The following is a 6,039-nucleotide window of genomic DNA, read 5'->3' as shown; positions in this document are numbered from 1 at the left end:
AGATCTGAAATTCAATTTCAACGCTAAAAATCAGAACATCTTTGTAGATGCAAAGGTCACCAAACAGGAAGAACCCTTCCAGGCAGGACTGAAAAAAGTGCTGGACCAACCCTTTACCGTGGAAATACAAACCACCGGGATCATCAATAAGGTAGACGGACTGGAAACTATCCTGGACAATGCCGCCGGCGCTTTCAGCACCCTTAAAAAAGATGAACAGGAAGCCTACAGGAAACTGATGAAAGACCAGTTCGGAACAGATGCTTTCCAGAGCTGGCTGGAACAACTGCTGATCATGTATCCTGCACATGGTATTAAAACCGGCACACAATGGGAGGAAAATGTTCCGCTGCGCGGTGGCCTGATAGGCCGGATAGACCTCTACTGGAACCTGCAGACATGGGACACACAAACCGCAAAGATCGGCGGCACTTCAAAAATCAATACCGATAAAGTACAGATGCTCACCCTGGATGATGGCATCAAAGCTACCGCGGAAATCAGCGGTACCACCTCTTCCAATTACCTGATTAACCGCAGCAGCGGCTTACCCAGCATCTGTGTACAAAATACCGATATGTCTGGTAACTACACCTACAAAGCCGATAAAGCAAAACGTATAAAACACGACCTGAAAGTACCGGTGAAAGTAGTTACCAACGCCTCCTACAAGATAAAACAAATGAAATAATGACCGCACAGCCAGCGCAATATCTCCAGGAAACAGCGGCCTGGACGCGGGACAACTTCGAAATAAGTGTACCCGTGAATGTTAGCTATGAACTACTGGAAGAAATACTGGCGGAGAAACTGCAGCAACTGATCAGCGAAAACTTCTCCCGGTTTATATTCCTGCTTTACCGCACAGATGTAGCGGAAAAAAAAGTAAAAGGAATACTGGAAGATGCCGCCGCTACAGGGGAAGACCCTTACAAGCCCATTGCTGCACTCATTATAGAAAGACAACTGCAAAAGATAACTTCCCGGGCCACATACAAACAAAACGACTTGCCCGATGATGAAGAAAGATGGTAAAAGAAGAAGGGGTGATGCTAAGCATCACCCCTTCTTCTTTAATTTAAAATGTCAGCTCCTTCACTTTTTCCTTGTCTTCCTTTTCCTTTTCCAGGTCAAAGAAAGTTCCGAATACGTGATCCCATACGGAAGAACTTACGCCAAAACCTTTGTCCTCACTCTTATAATGATGGAGGTGATGGTTACGCCACAACGGCTTCATAAACCGTAAAGGCGGGTTCCACGCATGAATGGCGTAGTGCATGCTGCCATAGATCAGGTACCCCAGGATAAAGCCGGGGAAAAACATAAATGTGATTTCACGCAGGAAGATATATTGCACACCAAAAATGGCGGACGCGAGTATCAGGCTTGGCACCGGAGGCATAAATAAACGCTGCTTGTCTCTCGGGTACTCATGGTGGTTACCATGCATTACATAAATAAAGCGTTGCACCCTGGGGCTGTCGCTCGCAAAGTGAAACAAAAACCGGTGCATGATATACTCAAAAAACGACCAGAATAACATGGCCCCAACGAATATACCTGCTACTGAACCGGGTGTAAAGCCGAGGGTATTGTGGCTATAGTAAAGCATGTAGCCAATAATGGGCAAATATAGCCCCCAGATCACCAATGGATGCGTTTTGGTAAGCATCTCAAGATACTGGCTCTCAAATAATCTTGCCTGTCCTTTGTTCTTAATCTTTTCAAACTTCATAACTCCCAAATTTTAGAGTGCAGTTACGGGATATGAATAAAACCTTCCTTATCTACCCTGGCAGCCGTCTCAAAAATGATGCGCATTTTGAAGATGACTGTCGTTATCGAACGCAAAAATACAACGTTCATGCATTATTTCGCTCACTATATTACTCTATAAGGCTATAAATAATATTTATCCCCTCTGTCAATCTTTATAGTTTATCTTAAAATTATGCAGGTCAGGTTTATGCTTCCGCCTGCGTTGTAATTCATACCTGTAAATTATTTCCCCCACCTCTTTAAAAAAGGGGTGTCCATCCTCCTCATATTCGTATTTATCATCATTCAAAATACCGTCCCTGTTTACATAAATATTGCCCGTAAGCATAAACTCCACCTGGTTCTTAAAATCAACGATATAGGCCACATCAGTAAGGAAACCGTAAGACCAGCCAGCTTTATTAAATACACGTATATACGGCGGAATGTTCTTTTTACCGGCCTTGAAAAAAAAGAATTTTGTAAAACTGTCGTAATACTCCGCAGTGTCGTACTTCGGCCATAAAGTTTCGGACGGATATTGCGACATATAACGATATAAAAAACGGTAATCATCTTCCGAAATATCAAACCGCTGTGATGCCGGCACACTGGCAGGAAATAACACCGACTGCAGCATCTGTTGTAAATCTGTAAGCGGCAGGTTGTTATGTTTGGTAAAGTCCATTGGCATTAATACCAGCCTGTCGTTCTTATCCAGGTAACCATGCCCCAGCGTTACCTTCCGGCTGTAATCAAAGGTCAGGGTATCATATGCAGCCGGCTGTTCGTATACCAGCTTCCCGTTATCCACAAAACGCACAGGGTTGGTGTGGCGGTTTTCTTCTTCGGTAAGCGGCATAAACCGGCGCACAATACGTACATCTTTATACCCTTTTGCCCATAACTTTTCGTGAATGGTTTGCTGACCTACAAATTCATACAACCGGTTATAGGCATCGTTATCGCTGACAAGGAATATTTTTTTGATATAGTGCTCCACCGATGGCAACAAATTACTGGCAGAACTATCTGTGTGCACGGTCACCTGCCCCTGCCAGGCGCTATCCGTAAGCATAGGCGTATTCCTGTGAAGGCCGGGGGCCCGCAATTCATGCATCTTTTCCAGCGCCAGCAAAGCAATGGGCAGCTTCACCGTACTGGCAGGATTGAAATATTTATTGCCATCCACTTCCAGGTAATAGCTCTTAAAATGAGGTCTGTTATGGGCATCCCGGTCAATTTGCGTATAAATAAGCTGGCAGCGGAACGAATCAGGGTATTGCAGTACATGCCGGAGAGCCGGAGGCGCCTCACGGTCCAGCAGGTTTTTCAGCAGCGTATCTGTGCGGGGTTGTGCCTGCACAACGAATATTTGGCCATACATCAGGAGTAGCAGCAAACAGCAACGCATATCGGTGGTTCTGTTTATAAATATAAAGTAATTCGCCGGCAGCACACAAAAAAATAGCCAACGCTTTTAACCGCCATTCTTATATTTGATCCTTCATACAACCAGAACAATTACCAAACCATGAAACTAGTAAGTTATTTAAGAGAAGAAACAGATCAACTGGCCATCCTGGTGGACGGACTGCTATACAATACGCAGGAACTGTACCCGGATCTGCCTAACAATATGGGCATGTTCCTGATGATGTGGGAAGATGTGATAGACATCACCAAACGTGCAGACGCCTTGCTGAAAGAAGGCAAAAACCCCAGCTCTGCTATCGGTATTCCCGTAAACAGCGTACAACTGCTGTCGCCCGTACCTTTTCCCACTTCCTGCAGGGACGGATATGCTTTCCGGCAGCACGTTGCCGCGGCACGCCGCAACCGCAAGGTGCCCATGATCCCGGAGTTCGACCAATACCCGATTTTCTATTTTACCAATCATAACGCTATCCAGGGCCCCGGCGAAATTGTATGTATGCCCGATCATTTCGAAAAACTGGATTTTGAACTGGAAGTGGCCATCGTAATCTGTAAGGCAGGCCGTAACATCACCGCCGCGGAAGCAGACGATTATATCGGCGGATACATGATCATGAACGACATGAGTGCACGCACCCTCCAGATGGAAGAAATGCTGCTTAACCTGGGTCCCGCCAAAGGCAAGGATTTCAGCACCGTAGTAGGCCCCATGCTGGTTACTGCCGACGAACTGGAACCACTGAAAGTGCCCGCGAAAGACGGACATACCGGCAATAACTTCAACCTGAAAATGACCTGCAAGGTAAACGGTATCCCTGTAAGCGAAGGCAATATGGGCGATATGGACTGGACCTTTGCTGAAATTGTGGAACGCTGCGCCTATGGCGTAAATATCCTGCCCGGCGATATTATTGGCAGCGGCACCGTAGGCACCGGCTGCTTCCTGGAACTGAACGGTACCGGCAAACTGAATGATCCCGACTACACCGAACAATGGCTGCAACCCGGCGATGTAGTGGAAATGGAAGTAACCGGCTTAGGTACCTTATCCAATACTATTGTAAAAGAAGATACAGACTTCTCCCTGCTGGCCCTTAAGAAAAAAGCATAACCATGCAGATAGATCCATCACAGGTAAAAACAAGTGAGCTGCATGCTTACCTCCTGGGTGCGGTATCACCCCGCCCCATTTGCTTTGCCAGTACAATTGATGCTGATGGCCAGCCAAACCTGTCGCCCTTCAGCTTCTTTAATGTGTTTGGCTCCAATCCTCCTACACTGATCTTTTCGCCGTCGCGGCGTGTACGCGATAATACGGTAAAGCATACACTGGAAAATGTATACGCCACCAAAGAAGTGGTGATCAACATGGTAAGCTATGATATGGTGCAGCAGGCATCTCTATCTAGCTGCGAATATCCCGCTGGTGTAAATGAATTTGAAAAAGCCGGCTTCACCCCGTTGAAATCTGAAAAAGTACGGCCGTTCCGGGTAAAAGAAAGCCCGGTACAAATGGAGTGTATTGTAAGAGAGATCATTGAAACAGGGCAGGGCGGCGGCGCCGGCAACCTGGTGATCTGCGAACCGGTAATGCTGCACATCAACGAAAACATACTGGATATCAACGGCAAAATAGACCCGCACAAAATAGACCTTGTAGCCCGTATGGGCGGCGACTATTATTGCCGCGCCTCCGGCGATGCCGTGTTCGAGGTAGCCAAACCCAATACCAAACTGGGTATCGGCGTAGATGCGTTACCGTTGGCCATCCGGAATAGCCGTATCCTTACCGGTAACAACCTGGGGCAACTGGGCAATGTTCATGAAGTTCCTTTTGTGGATGCCACCTTTAATGATGATCATCTCAAAAATATTATCCAGTATTACAGCATAACACCGGATGAAATGGAAAAAGAACTGCACTACTATGCAAAGAAATTACTGGACGAAGGCAAAGTAGCTGCAGCATGGCAGGTATTACTGGCCGGCAGCTATTAAGCCGCAAAATAAAAAAGGAAAGGGGCAGAGATGATGATCTCTGCCCCTTTCCTTTTTTATCAGTAATATTATTTTGCACCAAATACCTTCTTCAGCAGGTCGGTAGTTCTGGCTGCAGGATTGGCGCGGATGGCCAGTTCCTCTTTTGCTATCTGGTCAAATAAAGCATTTACGGCCATTGTGGTTACGTAGTCCTGTAAATCAGGGTTTACTTTATTGAAGGTAGTAGGCAGCTTGTTATAATTATTTACGATATCCGCATAATAACGGGTAGCGCTGGTGCTGTCGAGCGATTTCTTGATCACCGGCATGAACGCGGTTTTCAGCGAATCGGTTGTTTTGCTTTTAAAGAAATCGGTGGCAGATGTGTTTCCACCTTTCACCAGGTTCACTGCGTCGGTGAGGGTCATTTGTTTGATGGCGCCTACGAAGATAGGAGCGGCATAACCCACTGCTTTTTCCGCGGAACGGTTAATTTGCAGGATGGCCTTATCTACCTGGCTACCCAAACCAATTGCCCGTAAGGTGTTACCAATTTTCACCGCATCTTCCGGCAGTAATAACTTATATACATCACTTCCAAAGAAACCATCTTTTTTATTCAGCTTTGCAATACCGGCAGCCACCCCTTTAGCCAAAGCTTCCTTAATACCGGAACCTGCATCAGATTCAGTTAACCCGGCGAGGGAAGTACCACTACCGGTACTTGTGCTGCTACTCTTGTTTGTGGCGGTTTCCAGCTGTTTACCCAGCTTCTTCAGGAATTGGGCCTGGGTTGCCTGCAGACTAAAAAAGCCCAGCAGTACCAATAATGAACGTTTAAGCATAGTGTTATTATAAATATTA

Annotated in this window: 6 protein-coding genes and 1 pseudogene; 4 read left to right on the top strand and 3 right to left on the bottom strand. The window is 46.2% G+C overall.

Features of this window, described 5'->3' with window-relative positions; all coding sequences use genetic code 11:
* Together B5Z18_RS32570 and B5Z18_RS22555 are read left to right on the top strand one after the other, a co-directional pair.
* Positions 1 to 691: DUF6263 family protein (locus tag B5Z18_RS32570; protein WP_159454392.1), on the top strand; the 691-nt coding region annotated here is incomplete at its 5' end.
* Complete coding sequence (locus B5Z18_RS22555) at positions 691 to 1,035, top strand: hypothetical protein (protein WP_079471746.1); 345 nt, start codon at positions 691 to 693, stop codon at positions 1,033 to 1,035. The genes B5Z18_RS32570 and B5Z18_RS22555, both read left to right, overlap by 1 nt.
* Before the next feature lie 43 nt (positions 1,036 to 1,078).
* Here B5Z18_RS22555 and B5Z18_RS22550 read toward each other — a convergent pair whose 3' ends face one another.
* Positions 1,079 to 1,735, bottom strand: a complete 657-nt coding sequence (locus B5Z18_RS22550; RefSeq protein WP_079471745.1) for a sterol desaturase family protein — start codon at positions 1,733 to 1,735, stop codon at positions 1,079 to 1,081.
* 189 nt (positions 1,736 to 1,924) lie between these two features.
* On the bottom strand, positions 1,925 to 3,172 hold the full coding sequence (locus tag B5Z18_RS22545) for a serine hydrolase (protein WP_079471801.1): 1,248 nt from the start codon (positions 3,170 to 3,172) through the stop codon (positions 1,925 to 1,927).
* Between the two features lie 120 nt (positions 3,173 to 3,292).
* Here B5Z18_RS22545 and B5Z18_RS22540 point away from each other — a divergent pair, with 120 nt between their 5' ends.
* Together B5Z18_RS22540 and B5Z18_RS33050 are read left to right on the top strand one after the other, a co-directional pair.
* On the top strand, positions 3,293 to 4,306 hold the full coding sequence (locus B5Z18_RS22540) for a fumarylacetoacetate hydrolase family protein (protein WP_079471744.1): 1,014 nt from the start codon (positions 3,293 to 3,295) through the stop codon (positions 4,304 to 4,306).
* Between the two features lie 2 nt (positions 4,307 to 4,308).
* Positions 4,309 to 4,746, top strand: a pseudogene (locus B5Z18_RS33050) (flavin reductase family protein); the annotation flags it as partial.
* Positions 4,747 to 5,261: 515 nt separating this feature from the next.
* On the opposite strand, the gene B5Z18_RS22530 reads toward B5Z18_RS33050, so the two are convergent.
* On the bottom strand, positions 5,262 to 6,020 hold the full coding sequence (locus tag B5Z18_RS22530) for a DUF4197 domain-containing protein (protein ID WP_079471800.1): 759 nt from the start codon (positions 6,018 to 6,020) through the stop codon (positions 5,262 to 5,264).
* Between the last annotated feature and the right edge of the window lie 19 nt (positions 6,021 to 6,039).

This window comes from Chitinophaga ginsengisegetis (genome assembly GCF_900168065.1).
GTDB classification, from domain to species: Bacteria; Bacteroidota; Bacteroidia; order Chitinophagales; family Chitinophagaceae; genus Chitinophaga; species Chitinophaga ginsengisegetis.
This window is presented reverse-complemented; position numbering and strand designations above follow the sequence as displayed.

Bases quoted from the DNA above. Each gene is read 5' to 3' on its own strand.
- B5Z18_RS22555 (WP_079471746.1), top strand. From the start codon at position 691: ATGACCGCACAGCCAGCGCAATATCTCCAGGAAACAGCGGCCTGGACG.
- B5Z18_RS22550 (WP_079471745.1), bottom strand. From the start codon at position 1,735: ATGAAGTTTGAAAAGATTAAGAACAAAGGACAGGCAAGATTATTTGAG.
- B5Z18_RS22545 (WP_079471801.1), bottom strand. From the start codon at position 3,172: ATGCGTTGCTGTTTGCTGCTACTCCTGATGTATGGCCAAATATTCGTT.
- B5Z18_RS22540 (WP_079471744.1), top strand. From the start codon at position 3,293: ATGAAACTAGTAAGTTATTTAAGAGAAGAAACAGATCAACTGGCCATC.
- B5Z18_RS22530 (WP_079471800.1), bottom strand. From the start codon at position 6,020: ATGCTTAAACGTTCATTATTGGTACTGCTGGGCTTTTTTAGTCTGCAG.